Here is a 17,081-nt window from a genome sequence, read left to right on the forward strand (position 1 = left end):
GCAGAGGGCATGGAGCCAGGGCTCCGGCAGAGGGCGGCGGGGTTTTCCCCGGTCGGGTCGTCGTCGGGAGGGGGAGAAACCCTGCTCGCGCCAAAGGGCGCGTCGCACGGCGGTGAGGGCGTCGGAGAAGGTCGGCCGTGGCTTAGGGTACCAAGCCGCAGCTGCGACCGCCCGTCGTTCGCGGGCTGGCAGCCGGGCGGCGAGCAGGGTGACGATCGAGAACAGGGCGAGCAGGCAGGGCGTGGTGCGGGCGATGGCCTTTTGCGACCACTGCCGCTGGGTCTCGACGCCCAGATGGGTGCGCGCCTCCTGGAAGGTGACCTCGACGCTCCAGCGCCGCACGATCCTTCGACAGGCTCAGGATGAGGCACGAGACGATCAGAGCCGGATCCCGATCCGTGTCGGTGCACAGCAGGGCCTGGGGCGCGAAGGCGTCGTGCGGATCGCGGATCAGCACCCAGCGGAGCGGCACCACCGGCAGGCCGTCGCGATGCCACACCGCCGTGGCCGAGGCGAGGGCGATCGTGCGGGGGCCCGTGCCGTACCAGCCGGGCACGCAAACGTGCGTCCAGGCGGTGTTCGGATCGGTCAGGCGCTGGGACAGGCTCGGCTGTCGCGCGCCCTTCTTGCGGGGACGCCCGCCCCGTCCCGGCAGCCGGGGCGGGGCCGGATCGTAGAGGGCCGCATCCAGGCGCAGGCGCGTGACGACGCTCACCCCGCCGCGCTGCACGGTGTCGAGGAAGGCGAGCGCGGCAAAGCTGCTGTCGGCGACCCGCACGCGGTCGCGGCCCGGCAGCCAGCGCCGCGCCTGCCGGGCGAGTTGGCGCCCGACCCCCGGCAAGGTCTTGTGCCGCCGGCCCTGGTCGCGGCAGGCGCGCTCGGACGCGGCGAGCGCGGTCAGGAACGGCAGCGCCCAGACCCGGCCGGCCCAGGGGATCTCGGCCAGCAGCATCAGCCTCATCCTGAGCCTGTCGAAGGGTGAGCCAGCGCAGGCCGCTCGTCTTGACGAAGTGGGCGGCGGAGGAGCGCACGGGATCGCGGTAGATGCCCCGCGCCTGGATGCGCCGGCCCCAGCGCCGCTCGATCGTGTCGTCGAGCCCCAGCACGACGGTCCCGCGCGGGGCGAAGGCGTCCACGAGCTGCCCCAGCAGGAGGCGGGCCCCGGCCCGGGGCGACCAGGCGGCCCGGTTGAGCACGCGGTGCGCGTTCACGAACCGCCGCTCACGCGCCCGGCCGGTGATCCGCAGGACGCTGGTCACCGTGCGCCGACCGGGGCACAGGATCGCGCCGAGCAGCAGGGCTTGGGCGTGGCGCCACGAGCGGTGGACGAACAGCGGCGCGAAGGTCAGGATGATCGCGGCGAAGCGGGCAGGCAGGCGCGGCATCGGGCGTCTCTTGGCGGGGACACCTCGAGCCTACCCGTCACACCCGCTTCGTCACCCCGAAAGGCCCGCGCCCGATTGGCCAAAGTCGAGCTCAGGATGAGGGGGGTGGGTGGGACGAGCGGGGCCCGGTGGTTTCTGAGACATCGCGGCCCACCCGACCCGCGCAGACAGGCGGCGGGGCGCCCGTTATGGTCCGGCGCCCTTCGCTCCGAGCCGCCATGCCCCCGCGTACCCTGAAAGCTCCGATCCTCGCCCTCCTGGCCGCCCTCGTCCTGGCGACACCGGCGAGCGCCCAGATGCGCGGCCATGGCGGGCCGGTGCGGGCGCTCGCGGTCACCGGCGATGGGCGGCTCGCGATCTCCGGCGGGTTCGATCAGGCGGCCATCGTCTGGGGGCTCGACACCGGCACGGCGCTCTCGGTGCTGCGCTTTCACGAGGGCGCGGTGAACGCGGTGGCCGTGCTGCCGGACGGGCGCTTCGCCAGCGCCTCGGAGGACGGGCGCATCGCCCTGTGGCGGCTCGGGCTGCCGGAGCCCGAGCGGGTGCTGGAGGGCCATGCCGGCCCGGTCGCCGGGCTTGCGGTCTCGCCCGACGGCCAGACCGTCGCCTCCGCCGCATGGGACGGCACCGCCCGGCTCTGGCCGCTCGCCGGCGGACCGGCCAAGGTGCTCAGCGGCCACACCGGCAACGTCAACGCCGTCGCCTTCCTGCCCGATGGCCGCGTCGTCACCGCCGGGGCCGACGCCTCCGTGCGGGTCTGGTCGGCCGCGGGCGAGCCGGTCGGCAACGTCACCCTGCCGAGCGCGCTGAGCACGCTGGCGGTCGCCCCCGACGGCGACATCGCCGCCGCCGGGGCGGACGCCACGGTGCGGTTCCTGAACGCGGACGGCGCGGTCCGCGCTTCCGTCGAACTCGGGCCCGCGCCGGTGATCGCGCTGGCGCTCTCGCCCGACGGCACCCGGCTCGCCGCCGCGGGGGCGGGCGGCACGGTGTCGGTGATCGAGCGGCCGACCGCAAAAGTCCGCTACACGCTGGTCGGCCCCGGCCTGCCGGTCTGGTCGGTGGCGTGGCGGCCGGACGGGTCGGAACTCATCACCGGCGGCGGGGACCGCCTCGTGCGCCGCTGGGACGCCGCGACCGGCGCCCCCATCGGCCCGCTCGCCATGCCGCGCCCGGCCGACACGCTCGCGGCCTTCCACGGCGAGCGCGGCGCCGAGGTGTTTCGCGCCTGCGTGGCCTGCCATTCCCTGAAGCCCGACGAGGGCCCCCGCGCCGGCCCGACCCTTGCCGGAATCTTCGGCCGCCGCATCGCCAGCCTGCCGGACTACCGCTACTCGGACGCGCTCAAGCGCATGGACATCGTCTGGACGCCCGAGACCGTGGCGCGCCTGTTCGAGGTCGGCCCGGCCCGCTACACGCCGGGCACGCGGATGCCGGAGCAGACGATCAACAGCGCCGAGGATCGCGACGCGCTGGTGCGGTTCCTAGAGAAGGCGACGCAGTAGGGGAGCGAGCCACGTTCGCTCCTCGTCACACGCACCGTCATTCCGGGGCGCCGTAGGCGAACCCGGAATCCACGACTGGCCGCGACGGTGCGCCTGCAGTCTGGCACCGCGCATCACGGGTGGATCCCGGGTTCCGCTTCGCGGCCCCGGAATGACGGTCGCGTGTTCGATCGGTCTCGACAATCGAAACGGGAAGGCCCGTCACGATGCCGCCCCGCCCGCCTCCCGCTCCCGCTCCCGCAGATAATCCTCCGTCGTCCTCGGCTTCGCCCGCTCCGGGGCGTGCGGATCGAAGCCCTGGTTCAGCGCCGCCTCGACGCGGCAATCGTCGCACATCATCAGCGAGCGGATGCGGGCCTCGCCGGCCTCGCCCGTGAACATCCAGTGGCGGTCGCGCAGCTTGTCGATGACCCGCTCGATGCTGGCCCGCGTGCCGAACGGCTTGGCGCAGGTGATGCAGGCGAAGGGCTCCTCCTCCTTCACCACCCGGCGCGGGGCGGCCCAGGCGGAAAAGTCGATCTGGGGTTTGAGGTCGATCACGTCCTCCGGGCAGGTCGCGGCGCAGAGCCCGCACTGGACGCACAGGCTCTCCTCGAACGCGAGCAGCGGACGCTCCGCGCTGTCGGTGAGCGCATGGGTCGGGCAGGCGCCGACGCAGGAGAGGCAGAGCGTGCAGTCGTCGGTGCGAAAATTCAGGCCGCCGAACGGCGCGCCGGCGGCCAGCGGCACGGCCTCGACCGGGGTGGGGGCGGCAGCGTGCATCTCGCGGAAGGCGAGGCGCAGCATCTCGCGCTTGCCCCCGTCCGGCACGAAGCCCGCGGGCGCGAGCGCGGTGCGGCCGGGGGTGATGGCGCGGAGCGCCGTGCCGAGCGCTTCGGGATCGTCGGTTTCGATCAGGGCGACGAGGCCGGCGCCGTAGCCGAGCGCGGTGGCGAGCGTGTCGGTGAGGGCGAGATTGCGGTGGAGGCCGTCGAGATCGTGCTTGGGCCGGGCGCGGGCCAGCAGCCGCACGCCCGCGGCGCCGTAGGCGAACAGGGCGGCGAACGCCTCGGGGCCGAGCTGCGTCACCTCGTTGACCCGCACCGGCAGGACGTTGGCCGGCAAGCCGTCACCGTAGCGCCCGAGCGCGTCGATCATCGGCTCGCCGTGCTCGCCGTCGTGGAACAGCACGACGGCGTCCGCGCCGCCCGCCGCCCGGTAGGCGCGCATCAGCACCCGCAGGCGGCGCATCAGCGCGTCCGCCGGGGGAAGCGCGTAGCCGGCCGCACCCGTCGGGCAGACGGCGGCGCAGCTGCCGCAGCCGGCGCAGACGTAAGGATCGATGGCGACGCTGTCGCCCGCGGGCGCGATGGCGCCGGTGGGGCAGACGTCGAGGCAGCGGGTGCAGCCGGTGATGCGCGAGCGCGAATGGGCGCAGAGTTCGGCGCGGAACTCGACGAAGCGGGTCTTGTCGTACTCGCCGACCATGTGGGAGGCCGCCGTGATCGCCCGCTCGACCGCGGCCGGATCGCGCGGGTCGGCCCGCAGGTAGCCGCTGCGCAGTTCGTGCGCGGGAAACAGCGGCGTGCCGCCGGTGAGGTCGAGGACGAGATCGCAGGTCGAGGTCGCGCCGTCGCGGGGCGCGCCGAAATCGAGCTGCGTGCGGGACGAAGGGCTGGGCAGCGCGTAATCGTCGATGCGCAGCTCGAACGCGCCGAGATGGCCCTTCGCGTTCCGCACCGTGCCCTTCAGGATCGGGAATTCGTTGCGGTGGAGCGGCGCCACCGCGCCGGGGCGCGAGAGCAGCACCGTCACGTCGAGATGCTCGGCCAAGCGCTTGCCGGCCTCCACCGCGACCTCGTCGCGGCCGTAGATCAGGGCGACGCCGCGGCTCTCCATCGGCACCGTGCCCGCGGTCGGCAGCGGTTCGGCGGCGGCGGCGAGAAGCGCGGCCATCTTCGGGCCGGAGCGGGCGGCCTCCGACGACCAGCCGGCGGTCTCGCGGATCTTGGCGTAGGTGACGCGCGATTCCGCGCCCATCTCCTCGGCGACCTCGTCGAACAGCGGCGCCTGGAGCGTGCAGGAGACGGTGACGGGCGTGGAGCCGGCAAGCGCCTGCCGGAAGCGGTCGAGTTCGCGCCCGCAGAGCTGGTCGGCGGTGGCGACACGCCCGCCGCAGCCCTTCTCCAGGGCGGCGGAGTCGAGCGGCATCGTCCTCTCGCAGGAGCAGGCGAACACGAGACGATCGGACACGGGGGAACCTGATGGCTGCGGCGGAAACCGGCCCCTTCGCGCCGGGGCCTGCATTTCATATACTCATATCGTTCCAAACTACGAGACGACAGGCGCCCCCGCGCGCCGACGACCCGACGCCGCAGCCCTCAGAAGACCCGTCCTTCATGACCCTGATTGCGGAGGCCCGCCCGGCGGACCTCGTTCTTCCGCCGGCCTTCACCGGGCTCCTCGCTGCGGCCGGCGCCGACGTGCACGGCGAGACCTGTCGGCTGGCCGCCGCGGGGGCCGAGGCCGGCACGCTCCTGCTCGGCGAGCGCGACGGCACCCTGACGCTCGCCGTGGTGCTCGCCCCCGACGAGCCGCTGGCCGGCGCCCGGCGCGCGCTGTTTGCCGGGATGTGGGCGCTGGCCGAGGCCATCGGCGGCTTCGGCCCGCCGGAAATCCCCGTCGTGGTCGCTTGGCCCGACACCCTGCATTTCAACGAGGCCCGCCTCGGCGGCGGTCGGCTCGGCTGGCCGGAGGGCTGTGGCGAGGGGGCGGTGCCGGACTGGCTCGTCTTCTCGGCGAGCCTCATCGCCTCGAAGCGCCATGCGGGCGATCCGGGGCTGACGCCGGACTCGACCTCGCTGGAGGAGGAGGGCTTTCCCGCCGACCTCGCCCGGCCGCTGGCCGAGAGCTTCGCACGCTTCCTGACCAAGGCGTTCGAGATCTGGACCGAGGACGGGTTCCAGCACCTGGCCGGACGCTACCTCGACCATCTCGCCCTGCCGCCCCAGGCCCGCGAGGCGCAGATCGTGGACGACGGCACCTTACGCCTGACCTTCGCCCCCGGCGTCACCGAGGACCGGCCGCTGCTGCCCGCCCTCGTACAGCCGGCCTGGTGCGACCCCGCGACCGGGACGGTGCGGCTGTGAGCGGTCTGAAACTGCCGCGCACCCTGCGGCTCGACCCGTCCGACACCTTCGTGTTCGCTGAGGCCGCCGAGCCCGGCGAGTGGGCGGTGACGGGTTCGTTCCTGTTCCTCGATTCCGACCCCACGGAACTCACCGGCAAGGCGCGGGCCGCCTTCCGCTCGGGCTTCGCCGGCGTGCGATCCCTCGGTTTCTCGACGCTGGTCGTGGTGAGCGAGGCGAGCGCGGCCGAGCGCGCGGAGGCCGTCGAGACGCTCGCCCGCCACATCCTGGAGCGCTTCGGCGCGCCCGACCTCGCTGCGGCCCGCGGCGCGGCCGAAGAAGAGATCGCGGTGGCGGCCTCGCTCTGCCAGTTGCCCGTCGGCAGCGTCGTGGCGATGCACCGCACGGCGGAGGGCGGCGAAATCCGCGAGAATTTCCGCACGCTCCACCAGCGGGCGCCGGGCAGCGACCCGCTCCACGCCCGCGCCTTCCACTTCGTCGAGACCGACGAGGACGGGCCGGAGGAGGACGCCGATCTGGTTGGCATGGTGCGGGGCGGCGAGCCGGGGCGTTGAGCGGGTGTAGGATGAGCGCCGTGTTCCGGCTCTCCCACCCCCCCTCATCCTGAGGTGCGGAGCGAAGCGCAGCCTCGAACGAGGGCTCCAGGGATCGCGAGACCGCTGGAGCCCTCCTTCGAGGCCGCTTCGCGGCACCTCAGGATGAGGGGGTTGGGTGGGGGAAACGTGTGATGTCGAGCGGCCTTGAAGCGATGATGAGACGATGACCGAGTTCTGGGTTTCGAGCGGCCACCACCTGACGCAGCGCAATGAGGGCGGCGGGCTCGCGGTGACGGACGAGCTGATCCTCGCCTACCTCGCCCGGCCCGAACTGGTGCCGCCGGAGGAGGCCTGCGACGCCGAGCGGGCGCTCCACGCCGCGCTGATGGCCGATCCGCGCCGCGCCGTGTCGCGCGGTGACCTTCAGGGAATCGCCGACGCGGATGCCCGCGAGAACTGGGAAGTGATGCTGGCCTTCCGCGACCGGCTGCTCGCCGCCCGCTCGGTCGAGGCGGCCTATCTCGCGCTGGTGCGCGGCGGGTTGCAGGGCGTGCCGGGGCTGTTTCTCAACCAGCTCTGCCACCTGATCCTGCGCAACGCGCTGGATGCCTGCGACGACCCGTTCGTGCTGCGTGCCGCCGAACTCTTCTTCCGCCCGCAGCGGGTCAGCCTGCACGAGGGTTCGGTGCTGCTCGCCGACGCGGAGGTGATCGAGGCGCGGGAGGGCTCGGCGCCGCTCTCGCCGCTCGTCACCATGCTCGGCAAGGAGGCCGCCAACGAACTCGACGTTTTGAACGACGACAACGCCTGGACCTATTGGAGCCGCTCCGACGCCTTCACCATGGCGCTCAACCTCAACAGCGCGAAGGCGCGCGACGGGTTCGCCCGCGCGATCGAGGCCTATGTCGGCCATCTCCTCCACACGAGGGTGCGGGTCGAGCCCCGCGACGGGCTGGAGGACCCGGACTGGCGCTGGTTCGTCGGGCTCGACGCCGAGGCCACGCGGCTCGGCAACGCCCTCTGGAACGGCGAGGCGCTGGATTCGGCGGCCCGCGAGCGGCTGCTCGCCGTCTTCGCCCTCACCTTCGCCGATCCGGCCCGCGTCGATGAGCGGGTCGGCGAGCGGCCGGTTTACCTGCTGCTCGCCATGAGCCCCGAAAAAACCGTGACCCTGAAGCCCCACAACCTCGTCGTCGGGCTGCCGCTCGCCGACCGCGCCGCCTGAGGTCACCATGACGCCTGAAGACCGCTTCGAGATCGGCATCATCGTCGCCCGCCGCCGGCTCAAGGGGCCATGGGCGACACACGCCTGGATGCCGGTCGCCGCGCTGCCCGCCGCCCCCGCCGCGCCGGCCTGGACCCGCCTCGGCGAGACCGAGGACGAGGCGACCTTCTACGCGGGCGCCTACGAGGTGAGCCTGCACGTGGCCGAGACCGCGCATTACCGCGACAACCTCGTCTCCGGCCGGCCCTCGCTCTGGGTCGCGCTGCGGGCCACGGGGGAGGAGACCTACGAGGTCGCCACCGTCACCGCCGACCCCTACGAGGGCGAGGCGATGGCCGAAGGCATCGGCGAGATCGTCGAGGCGGTGCCGATGCCGCCCGAGATCCAGGTCAAGCTGCTGGCCTTTTTCGAGGCCTTCCACATCGAGCGCACCTTCGAGAAGCGCAAGCGCGACCGCGCCGACCCGGAGGCCCTGGCCCGCCGCGCCCGCATCGAATCCGGGAGGGGCGAATGAGCGACGGCTTCCTCTCCCGCTGGGCCCGCCGCAAGGAGGCGGTGAAGGCGGCCGAGCAGAATGTGGCGCAGGACGCGCCTGTCCCCTCCCCACAGATCTCGGGCTTGCCCGAGATCTGCCCTTCGCCTGCCCAGATCGGGCAAGCCCGATCTGGGTGGGGAGGGGTTCGGGGTGGGGGTGGTGCAGAAGGCACCGCCGAGCCACATCCGGCACAACCCCCACCTCCTGCCTCCTCCCCGCAAGGGGGAGGAGAGGCGCCCGATCATGAGGCTACGGCGCTCGGCGAGCCCCGTCCGCCTTCGGAAGGCGACGCCGAACAGCCTCCGCTCGACCTCCCCTCCCTCGACACCCTCACCCCCGACACCGACCTCACGCCCTTCCTGCGCAGCGGCGTCCCGGCGGCGCTCCGCAATGCGGCTTTGCGGCGGATGTGGTCGCTCGATCCCTCGATCCGCGATTTCGTCAGCGAGGCGCGTGAATACGCCTACGACTGGAACACGCCGGGCGGCGTGCCGGGCATGGGGCCGCTGCTGCCGGGCGATGACGTGAAGGCGATGCTCGGCCGCCTGTTCCGCGACCCCGCGGAGGCGACGCCCGAGCCCGAGTCCCCCGCAGAGGTGCCCGAGCCGGAGCCCGCCGAGCCGGAGGCTGCGGCCGTCGCGCAGGCGGATGCTGACGTTGCACTTCCGGAGCCGGAGCCAACACCGGAAAACATCGCCGCTGCGCCCGTTTCCGCTTCGAATCCAACGCATTCCGAGCCGCGCCTGCGGCGTCACGGAGGCGCGATCCCCACCTGAAAGCGGTGAAATTTGATTGCGGCCAACACAAACGCTTTTTATTATGGATCCAAACAAGCGGTCCCGGGTGCGGACCCGGAGGGACGGTGGGTTCGGTGGCGTCGGTGCTGGGATTGACCGAGGAAACGGCGTCAGGGGCGGCCCCCGCGGTCGATGACGTCGATCACCTGCGCGCCCGGCATTACGACCTGCTGGCGACCCTGCTCGGCCGGGCGCCCGACGCGGACCTGCTCGACGCGCTGAATGGTCTGGACGGCGGCGAGGGCGTCCTCGGCCGTCACCTCGCCGACCTGAGCCGGGCCGCCGCCGCCACCTCGGCGCACGCGGTCGAGCGCGAGTTCTTCGCGCTGTTCGTCGGCGTCGGCCGCGGCGAGCTTCTGCCTTACGCCTCCTACTACCTCACCGGCTTCCTCAACGAGCGCCCGCTCGCCCGCGTCCGCGAGGATTTTTCCGCCCTCGGGATCGAGCGCGGCGCGACCATGAGCGAGCCGGAGGATCACCTCGCGATCCTCCTCGAAGTCATGGCCGGCCTCGCCGCCGGGCGGTTCGACGCCGGGCCGGAGATGCAGGGGCGCTTCTTCGCCCGGCACGTCGCCCCCTGGGCGGGCCGCCTCTTCGCCGACCTCGAAGGGGCCAAGGCGGCCAAGTTCTACCGGACGGTCGGCGCGCTCGGCCGGACCTTCATCGAGATCGAGACCGAAGCCTTCGCGATGGAAGGCTGACGGCTTCGAAAACGTCGAACGGCGGCGCCGCCTCGCAGCGGCGACGTGGAACATCAAGGCATGCGGACGGATCACCCTCGGGGTGAGCCGCCAGGGAGACGCAGACGATGGCACAGGACGGGAAGACGCTCGGTCGCCGACAGTTCTTCCGCGCGCTCGGCGGCAGCACGGTGGCGGTGGCCGCCGCGGTCGCCTCGCCGATGGGCGCGACCGAGGCGCAGGCCTACGATCCGGGCAACGACGAGACCAAGAGCCGCTACCGCGAGAGCGACCACGTCAAGGCGTTCTACCGCACCAATGGGTACGAGACGTTGAAGAAGAACATGGACCCGGCGTCCACGGGCACGAAGTGAGGCGGCGATGCTGATCAAGCGTAAGACCGGCGAGGCCTCTCGCTCCAAGCATCAGGCGGTGGCCGCAGGCCTCGCCGCGGGCGTGCTCGACCGGCGCGCCTTCCTGCGCCGCTCCGGCCTCACCGCCGGGGCGCTCGCCGCCGCCGGCACGATCCAGCTCGGCGCCGTGCGGAAAGTTCAGGCCGCCGGCTCCTCGGCGGTCGGCCCGGACACGATCGTCAAGAAGAACATCTGCACCCACTGCTCGGTGGGCTGCACGGTGACGGCCGAGGTCGTCAACGGCGTGTGGGTCGGCCAGGAGCCGTCCTACGCGAGCCCGATCAACCGCGGCACGCACTGCGCCAAGGGCGCGGCGATCCGCGAGCTGGTCTCGTCCGACCGCCGCCTCAAGTACCCGATGAAGCTCGAGGGCGGGCAGTGGAAGCGCATCTCGTGGGATCAGGCCTACGAGGAGATCGGCGACAAGCTTCTCGCCATCCGCGAGAAGAACGGCGCGGATTCGGTCTACTGGCTCGGTTCGGCCAAGTTCACCAACGAGGCCTCCTACCTGATGCGCAAGTTCGCCGCCCTGTGGGGCACGAACTCGATCGACCATCAGGCGCGCATCTGCCACTCGACCACGGTCGCGGGCGTGGCCAACACCTGGGGCTACGGCGCGCAGACCAACTCCTACAACGACATCCGCAACGCCAAGACGATGATCGTGCTCGGCGGCAACCCGGCGGAAGCGCACCCGGTCTCGCTGCAGCACGTGCTGTCGGGCAAGGAGATCAACCGCGCGAACATGATCGTCATCGATCCGCGCTTCACCCGCACCGCCGCCCACGCCACCGAATACGTCCGCATCCGCTCCGGCACCGACATCCCGGTGGTCTACGGCATCCTGTGGCACATCTTCCAGAACGGCTGGGAGGACAAGGAATTCATCGCGCAGCGCGTCTACGCGATGGACGACGTGCGCAAGGAAGTCGCCAAGTGGACGCCCGACGAGGTCGAGCGCGTCTCCGGCGTGCCGGGCGAGCAGCTCAAGCGCGTGGCGGAAAAATTCGCCAAGGAGAAGCCCGCGACGCTGATCTGGTGCATGGGCGCGACCCAGCACACGGTCGGCACCGCCAACGTCCGCGCGCTGTGCATCCTGTGTCTGGCCACCGGCAACGTCGGCAAGCCCGGCACCGGCGCCAACATCTTCCGCGGCCACACCAACGTGCAGGGCGCGACCGACCTCGGCCTCGATGTCACGACGCTGCCGCTCTATTACGGCCTCGTCGAGGGCGGCTGGCGGCACTGGGCCCGCGTCTGGGACGTGCCCTACGAGTGGCTGCAATCGCGCTTCGATGAAGTCCCGGCGCAGGCCGGCCGCAAGGCCCGCTCGCGCAAGGAGAACATGGAGGCGCCCGGCATCACCTCGACCCGCTGGTTCGATGCTGTGAACCTGCCCCCGGAGCAGATCGACCAGAGGAGCCCGGTCAAGGCCTTCATGGTGTTCGGCCACGGCGGCAACACCGTCACCCGCATGCCCGAGGCGATCGAGGGCATGAACAAGCTCGAACTGCTGGTCGTTGCCGATCCGCATCCGACCACCTTCGCGGCGCTCGATGCCCGGCAGGACAACACCTACCTCCTGCCGATCTGCACCTCGCTGGAGATGGACGGCTCGCGCACGGCCTCGAACCGCTCGATCCAGTGGGGCGAGCAGATCGTCCAGCCGGCCTTCGAGTCGAAGAACGATTACGAGGTCCTCTACAAGCTGGCGACGAAGCTCGGCTTCGCCGACAAGCTGTGCAAGAACATCAAGGTCGAGAACGGCATCCCGGTCGCCGAGGACATCCTCCGCGAGATCAACCGCGGCGGCTGGTCGACCGGCTATTGCGGCCAGTCGCCGGAGCGGCTTAAGGCGCATATGCGCAACCAGCACAAGTTCGACCTCATCACCCTTCGCGCGCCGAAGGACGATCCCGAGGTCGGCGGCGACTATTACGGCCTGCCCTGGCCGTGCTGGGGCAAGCCGGAGCTGAAGCATCCGGGCTCGGCGATCCTCTACAACACCAACCTCCACGTGAAGGAGGGCGGCGGCACCTTCCGGGCCCGCTTCGGCACCGAGCGCAACGGCGCGACCCTGCTCGCCGAGGATTCCTTCTCGAAGGGCTCGGACCTGACGGACGGCTACCCCGAATTCACCTTCGGGGTGTTCAAGAAGCTCGGTTGGGACAAGGACCTGACCGAGGAGGAGCGCGCCACGATCCTCAAGATCGGCGGCGAGAAGCCCGACACCGTGAGCTGGGCGACCGACCTGTCGGGCGGCATCCAGCGCGTGTGCATGGAGCACGGCGTCTCGCCCTTCGGCAACGGCAAGGCCCGGGCCAACGCCTGGAACCTGCCCGACCCGGTGCCGGTCCACCGCGAGCCGATCTACTCGCCGCGGCCCGACCTCGTGGCGAAGTACCCGACCCGTCCCGACGAGCGGCAGCTGCGCGTGCCGAACATCGGCCTCACCGTCCAAAAGGCGGTGGTCGACAAGGGCATCGCCAAGGACTTCCCGATCATCCTCACCTCCGGCCGTCTGGTCGAGTACGAGGGTGGCGGCGAGGAGACCCGGTCGAACCCCTGGCTGGCCGAGCTGCAGCAGGACATGTTCGTCGAGATCAACACGGGCGACGCGGCCGAGCGCGGCATCAAGGACGGGCAGTTCGTCTGGGTCTACGGCCCGGAGAACAAGTCCAAGGCCAAGGTGAAGGCGCTGGTCACCGACCGCGTCGGCAAGGGCGTGGCCTTCATGCCGTTCCATTTCTCCGGGTGGTACCAGGGCAAGGACATGCGCGACTACTACCCGAAGGGCACCGACCCGGTGGTGCTCGGCGAGAGCGTGAACACCGTGACCACCTACGGCTTCGATCCTGTGACGGGCATGCAGGAAACGAAGTGCACCCTGTGCCAGATCGCAGCGGCCTGACGAGGAGCGACCCGAACCATGGCCCGGATGAAGTTCCTCTGCGACGCGGATCGCTGCATCGAGTGCAACGCCTGCGTCACCGCCTGTAAGAACGAGCACGAGGTGCCGTGGGGCATCAACCGTCGTCGCGTCGTGACGCTGAACGACGGCAAGCCCGGCGAGCGCTCGGTCTCGATGGCCTGCATGCACTGCACCGACGCGCCCTGCGCGGCGGTGTGCCCGGTGAACTGCTTCTACACCACCGCCGACGCGGTCGTCCTTCACTCGAAGGACATCTGCATCGGCTGCGGCTACTGCTTCTACGCCTGCCCGTTCGGCGCCCCGCAATACCCGCGGGTCGGCAACTTCGGCTCGCGCGGCAAGATGGACAAGTGCACCTACTGCTCGGGCGGCCCCGAGGCGGACTTCTCGACCGCCGAGTACGAGAAGTACGGCTCGAACCGCCTCGCCGAGGGGAAGCTGCCGCTTTGCGCCGAGATGTGCTCGACCAAGGCGCTGCTGGCGGGCGACGGCGAGATGATCGCCGAGATCTACAAGCAGCGGGTGATCAAGCGCGGCTACGGCTCCGGCGCCTGGGGCTGGAAGACGGCCTACCGCGAGACGGTCGCGATCTGATCCGGCGCCGCGGGCTTTTCCCCGCCCGCGGCACCCCACCAAAAAACGCCCGGAAAGGAACGCCGATGCGGCGGGCAACGACCCTTCTCAGCACTCTCCTCGTCGCCGTGACGCTGGGCGTCGCCGCGCCGGCTCTCGCGCAGAACCCGATCCAGGCCGACGGCGTGAACCCGATGGGTGCGCGGCCGACCGCGGATTCGGTCAACGAGGAGTTCCTGTTCAAGCAGGACTCCAAGATTCACGGCCGCATCTCGATCCCCGACGGCAAGGCCGCCAACCTGATCCAGCCGCAGGGCCGCGAGTACCAGAACTTTCGCGAAGGCTGGCTGCCGTGGATCGGCGCCATCGCCATCCTCGGCATGATCACCGCGCTCGGCCTGTTCTTCGTGTTCCGCGGCCGGATCATGATGGAGCACAGCCAGGAATCGGGGAAGAAGATCCTCCGGTTTAACGCCTTCGAGCGCTTCACTCACTGGATGACGGCGACCTGCTTCATCATACTGTCGCTGTCGGGCCTGAACTACATCTTCGGGAAGCGCCTGCTGATGCCGCTGATCGGCCCCGACGCCTTCGGCGCGCTGGCCCAATGGGCGAAGTACAGCCACATCTACCTCGCGTGGCCGTTCATGCTGGGCGTCGCCTTCATGTTCGTCCTGTGGATCAAGGACAACATCCCGAACAAGATCGACATCGCTTGGCTCAAGGCCGGCGGCGGCCTGATCGGCAAGGGGCACCCCCACGCCGCCCGGTTCAACGCCGGCCAGAAGGGCGTCTTCTGGATGGTCGCCGGGTTCGGCGCCGCCATGAGCGTCACCGGCCTGATGATGATCTTTCCGTTCGCGCTCACCGACATTAACGGGATGCAGCTGATGCAGGTGGTCCACTCGGTGATCGGCATCGTCTTCATCGCCGGCATCCTGGCCCACATCTATATCGGCTCGCTGGGCATGGAGGGCGCCTACGACGCCATGGGCAGCGGCAAGGTCGATCTCGCCTGGGCGCGCGCCCACCACGACCTCTGGGTCGAGCAGGAGCAGGCCCGCACCGCCAGCGGCCCGCAGCTCAAGGGCCATCCGGCGCCCGCCGAGTGATCGTAAGGGGCGGCGGAAACCTGCCGTCCCGACCCGCCGTTTTCGAACTGGAGCCAGTCGGCTCCCTCGGGAAGAACCGCCCCCATGAAAGCCTTTGCCGTCGCCGTGATCGCTGCCATCGCCCTCGGGGTGCTGGCGATGTTCGCGCTCAACAGCAGCCAGAAGCTCGCCTATCAGGCGTTCGCGACCTCCGGGGCGCGGGTGTCCGAGCCCGGCACCAACCTCGTCGGCCCACGCTGGAACGGCGCGCCGCGCCCCGACGAGTTCGAGTCCGAGCCGCACGGCAAGGCCGAGGGCGAGGGCTCGAGCCCGAAACGCTCGTAAGGCGCTCGTGACCTTCCCGACATTCGATCCGGCTCAGGAGAGCGCCCGATGACCTCGTCCTCCCTCGCCCGGCTTCTGGCGGCCGGCCTCGGCGCCTTCGCGCTCTCCGTCGGCCTCGCGGCGGCGCAGGATGCGGCGCCGGCCACGCCGCCGGCCCCCGCCGCGCCCGAGCCCGGCAAGCCGGCCAACCTGTGCCAGGAGCTGGTCGCCTTCGTGAAGCAGCCCGAGCCCGCCAAGGCCGCCGCCACGACGCCGCCGCAGCAGGCGACCGCCGTATCGAACCCCTCGGGCAAGACCGAGGGCGGCAAGCCGTCGGAGGCCGGCGGCACCGCCAGCCCCGCCGGCCTCAGCGGCACGGCAACCGCGGGCGGACCGAAATCGGAAGCCAACCGCCCGGCGGAAGCCAAGCCTGCGGACGCCAAGCCGGCGGACCCGCAGACGGCCGCGACCGTGCCGAACGCCGCGACCAACCCGGCCACCGACCCGCGCGCCCGCGCCAACGCCGAGGCCAAGGTGCCGCCGGGCCCCGGTACGCCCAGTCCCGGCCCGAAGCCGGACGCGGCCACGATCGAGAAGATCGAGACGGCCGCCGCCGCCAACGATCAGGCCACCTGCCGCGCCGCCGCCCGCTCGATGCGCGTCGCGGGCGTGGTCATGCCGCCGCCGCTGCTGGCGCTGTCGGCGCTGGATTTGAAGTATTTCCAGCAGCAGTAGTCGGACTTGAGGCTGCCGAAAGGGCTCCCTCCTCCCCCTTGCGGGGAGGAGGGAGGAGGGAGGAGGTGGGGGTCGGGCAGAAGGCACCGCTTCGCCTCGTCCTGAACCACCCCCACCCCTGACCCCTCCCCGCAAAGGGGAGGGGAAGCGGCGTCAACGCCGCCGTCCCCCCATCGCCAGAGCCGCGACCGTCGCCGCCACGCCGATCCCCAGCGCCGACGAGGCCAGCGGGTGGAGGCTCGCCCGCGTGTAGGCGCTGGTGCGCTGGACGTATCCCGGTTGGTCGCCGCGCTCTCGGCCGGCGTTGCGCGGGCGGTGCAGCGCGCCCTCGGGTTCGCGCGGCGGATCTTTCCGCTTCTGCATCGCGATGATCGCGGGCGCCAACTGGTCGAAGGCGCCCGGCGCGAACTCCTTGCCTGCCGTGAACAGCTTGCCGCCGCCGCCCACGACGATGTCGCGCACGGGATGCTCGGCGGCGTGCAGGATCGCCCGCGCCACCTCCTCCGGCGGGTAGACCGGCGGCGGCAGCATCGGCTCGCGGTCCATGTAGTTGCGGGCGCGCGCCGGCAGCGGCGTGTCGATGGAAGCAGGCTTGACCAAGGTCACCGAGACCGGCGCCCCTTCGGCGATCAGCTCCATGCGCAGGGTATCGGTGAAACCCTTCACCGCGTGCTTCGAGGCAGCGTAGAGCCCCTGGAACGGGAAGGCGAGGTCGGAAGCGATGCTGCCGACGTTGATCAAGGCGCCGCCCCGCGCCCGCAGATGCTCGGCGGCCACCAGCGAGCCGTTGACCGTGCCCCAGAAATTGGTGCGGATCAGCCGCTCGTGGTCCTCTTGCGAGATTTCCCGCAGCGGCCCGTAGACGGTGAGCCCGGCGACGTTCACCCAGCTGTCGATGCCCCCGAAGGTCGCCACCGCCCGCTCGGCGAGGTTCTCGATGTCGCGCCGCTCGCCGACATCGGCGACGACGGCGAGCGCGCGGGGCCCGATCTCGCGAACGATCTCGTCCAGCACCGCGCCGCTGCGGGCGGCGAGCACGACGCGGGCGCCGCGACCGGCGGCGCGACGGGCGGTGGCGAGGCCGATACCGCTGGAGGCCCCCGTCACGACCACGACCTGATCGCGCAATGGTTTCAGTCTCACGGGCGCATGTCCTCGCTCGGCGGGATCGTTCGGAATCTTGCCGGGGAACCGCCCCATCGCCGCCCCTGTTCCGGGCGAT

At 71.3% G+C, this 17,081-nt stretch carries 16 protein-coding genes and 1 pseudogene; 13 read left to right on the forward strand and 4 right to left on the reverse strand.

All coding sequences use genetic code 11. From position 1 onward, the window contains the following. Positions 1 to 142: 142 nt before the first annotated feature. Positions 143 to 952: a transposase gene (locus AAHG03_RS03100; protein ID WP_342148704.1), complete on the reverse strand. Its 810-nt coding sequence runs from the start codon at positions 950 to 952 to the stop codon at positions 143 to 145. A gap of 85 nt (positions 953 to 1,037) precedes the next feature. Continuing rightward, positions 1,038 to 1,385, reverse strand: a pseudogene (locus tag AAHG03_RS03105) (transposase); the annotation flags it as partial. Positions 1,386 to 1,603: 218 nt separating this feature from the next. On the opposite strand from AAHG03_RS03105, the gene AAHG03_RS03110 reads away from it, so the two are divergent. Beyond that, complete coding sequence (locus AAHG03_RS03110; RefSeq protein WP_342148706.1) at positions 1,604 to 2,890, forward strand: c-type cytochrome; 1,287 nt, start codon at positions 1,604 to 1,606, stop codon at positions 2,888 to 2,890. A 201-nt stretch (positions 2,891 to 3,091) separates the two neighbouring features. Here the strand turns inward: AAHG03_RS03110 and AAHG03_RS03115 are convergent, their stop codons facing one another. Further along, the gene (locus AAHG03_RS03115) at positions 3,092 to 5,080 is read right to left on the reverse strand and encodes a 4Fe-4S binding protein (RefSeq protein ID WP_342148708.1); all 1,989 of its coding nucleotides are present in this window, start codon (positions 5,078 to 5,080) and stop codon (positions 3,092 to 3,094) included. A gap of 188 nt (positions 5,081 to 5,268) precedes the next feature. Between AAHG03_RS03115 and AAHG03_RS03120 the strand changes: the two genes are divergently transcribed. The 12 genes from AAHG03_RS03120 (at position 5,269) to AAHG03_RS03175 (ending at position 15,859) form a co-directional block, all read left to right on the forward strand. Beyond that, positions 5,269 to 6,018 (forward strand): biotin/lipoate--protein ligase family protein, encoded by a 750-nt coding sequence (locus tag AAHG03_RS03120; RefSeq protein WP_342148710.1) that lies wholly within the window; start codon positions 5,269 to 5,271, stop codon positions 6,016 to 6,018. Continuing rightward, a complete protein-coding gene (locus tag AAHG03_RS03125) occupies positions 6,015 to 6,572 on the forward strand; it encodes a DUF6505 family protein (RefSeq protein ID WP_342148711.1) in 558 nt (185 codons plus the stop codon). Before AAHG03_RS03120 ends, AAHG03_RS03125 begins: the two co-directional genes overlap by 4 nt. 205 nt (positions 6,573 to 6,777) lie before the next feature. Further along, the gene (locus tag AAHG03_RS03130; RefSeq protein WP_342148712.1) at positions 6,778 to 7,779 is read left to right on the forward strand and encodes a DUF6352 family protein; all 1,002 of its coding nucleotides are present in this window, start codon (positions 6,778 to 6,780) and stop codon (positions 7,777 to 7,779) included. Positions 7,780 to 7,786: 7 nt separating this feature from the next. Next, positions 7,787 to 8,293, forward strand: coding sequence for a DUF3305 domain-containing protein (locus AAHG03_RS03135; protein ID WP_342148713.1), 507 nt, complete (start codon positions 7,787 to 7,789; stop codon positions 8,291 to 8,293). Next, positions 8,290 to 9,090 carry a DUF3306 domain-containing protein gene (locus AAHG03_RS03140; RefSeq protein WP_342148715.1) on the forward strand — a complete coding sequence of 267 codons (801 nt, stop codon included), beginning with the start codon at positions 8,290 to 8,292 and terminating at the stop codon, positions 9,088 to 9,090. Before AAHG03_RS03135 ends, AAHG03_RS03140 begins: the two co-directional genes overlap by 4 nt. Before the next feature lie 86 nt (positions 9,091 to 9,176). Beyond that, complete coding sequence (locus AAHG03_RS03145; RefSeq protein ID WP_342148717.1) at positions 9,177 to 9,812, forward strand: TorD/DmsD family molecular chaperone; 636 nt, start codon at positions 9,177 to 9,179, stop codon at positions 9,810 to 9,812. A 107-nt stretch (positions 9,813 to 9,919) separates the two neighbouring features. Continuing rightward, entirely contained in the window at positions 9,920 to 10,165 is a 246-nt protein-coding gene (locus AAHG03_RS03150) for a formate dehydrogenase (RefSeq protein WP_342148718.1), read from the forward strand. Between the two features lie 7 nt (positions 10,166 to 10,172). Continuing rightward, entirely contained in the window at positions 10,173 to 13,115 is a 2,943-nt protein-coding gene (locus tag AAHG03_RS03155) for a formate dehydrogenase subunit alpha (protein WP_342148719.1), read from the forward strand. A gap of 18 nt (positions 13,116 to 13,133) precedes the next feature. Beyond that, positions 13,134 to 13,730: a formate dehydrogenase FDH3 subunit beta gene (gene fdh3B / locus AAHG03_RS03160; RefSeq protein ID WP_108938525.1), complete on the forward strand. Its 597-nt coding sequence runs from the start codon at positions 13,134 to 13,136 to the stop codon at positions 13,728 to 13,730. 65 nt (positions 13,731 to 13,795) lie between these two features. After that, positions 13,796 to 14,821, forward strand: coding sequence for a formate dehydrogenase subunit gamma (locus AAHG03_RS03165; RefSeq protein ID WP_342148723.1), 1,026 nt, complete (start codon positions 13,796 to 13,798; stop codon positions 14,819 to 14,821). An 84-nt stretch (positions 14,822 to 14,905) separates the two neighbouring features. Next, positions 14,906 to 15,145 carry a hypothetical protein gene (locus AAHG03_RS03170; RefSeq protein ID WP_342148724.1) on the forward strand — a complete coding sequence of 80 codons (240 nt, stop codon included), beginning with the start codon at positions 14,906 to 14,908 and terminating at the stop codon, positions 15,143 to 15,145. A 48-nt stretch (positions 15,146 to 15,193) separates the two neighbouring features. Beyond that, positions 15,194 to 15,859: a hypothetical protein gene (locus AAHG03_RS03175; RefSeq protein ID WP_342148725.1), complete on the forward strand. Its 666-nt coding sequence runs from the start codon at positions 15,194 to 15,196 to the stop codon at positions 15,857 to 15,859. 153 nt (positions 15,860 to 16,012) lie between these two features. On the opposite strand, the gene AAHG03_RS03180 is transcribed toward AAHG03_RS03175, so the two are convergent. Further along, positions 16,013 to 17,002 carry an SDR family oxidoreductase gene (locus tag AAHG03_RS03180; protein ID WP_342148727.1) on the reverse strand — a complete coding sequence of 330 codons (990 nt, stop codon included), beginning with the start codon at positions 17,000 to 17,002 and terminating at the stop codon, positions 16,013 to 16,015. Positions 17,003 to 17,081: the final 79 nt, after the last annotated feature.

Origin of the sequence: Methylorubrum subtropicum (assembly GCF_038442325.1) — a bacterium.
Classification (GTDB): Bacteria; Pseudomonadota; Alphaproteobacteria; order Rhizobiales; family Beijerinckiaceae; genus Methylobacterium; species Methylobacterium subtropicum.